This is a genomic window from Streptococcus pseudopneumoniae (genome assembly GCF_001074565.1).
Taxonomy (GTDB): Bacteria; Bacillota; Bacilli; order Lactobacillales; family Streptococcaceae; genus Streptococcus; species Streptococcus pseudopneumoniae_J.
Genome location: NZ_JUQX01000067.1, coordinates 1 through 823, shown reverse-complemented (window position 1 = coordinate 823; position 823 = coordinate 1). Strand labels below are relative to the sequence as shown.

Below are 823 nucleotides of genomic sequence, written 5' to 3'. Positions count from 1 at the left end.
CTCGAAGATGATTTACCCAGATGGTAGCACAGTTTCCTACACTTACGATGAACTGGATCGCCTCACTTCCGTGACAGATGTCAAGGGACAAAAGACCAGCTATAGCTATAATCCAGCAGGGGATCTGACGGAGGTTGTTCGGGGAGATGGAACCAAGAGCTTCTTGACCTATGACAAGGCTCACCGCCTCACTGAACTCCGTCATGTGGATAAGCAGGACAAGCTTATCTCCAGCTATGGCTATGAGTATGATGATGGTGGCTATATCGCCAAGGAAACCATCAAGCAAGATGGCGAAACCCTAGTCCATACCTACACATACGATACTCTAGGTCAAGTGGAAAATATGACCGTATCGGATGCATCTGGTAAGAAACTCTCCAAGCTCTCTTACACCTATGACCTAGCGGGCAATAAGCTGACTAGCACCGAGACAGTTGATGGCAAGGAGAGCCAGACACGCTTTACCTACGATGACCATAACCGCTTGACCAAACTGGAAGGACCAGATGGCACCATCACCTATACCTACGACAAGAATGGCAATCGCATCGCTTCTGAGAAGAACTCAGAAAAGCTAGACTACATCTACGATACAGAGAACCGCTTGCTTGCGATCAAGGACAAGAAGGGCCTTCTCATGGCTGCGCTTTACGACGGAGATGACAACCGCGTCTTCACTGCTAGTCGCAAGGAAGGCAAGAACACCTATCAGCTCTTCCAACGCAGGCCAAAGGAAAGCAAGTCCGGTCGTAAGTCACCATACACAGCCCCAAGTGGGGACCAACACTCCCTCTTCTGGTATGGCTTTAGCCAGAATGTC

General features: G+C 49.5%; 1 protein-coding gene. It reads left to right on the top strand.

The genetic code is table 11. The features are described 5' to 3' along the window. Positions 1–823, top strand: an 823-nt coding sequence (locus tag ADI74_RS09800) for an RHS repeat domain-containing protein (RefSeq protein ID WP_049538597.1), incomplete at both ends; no start/stop codon positions are given.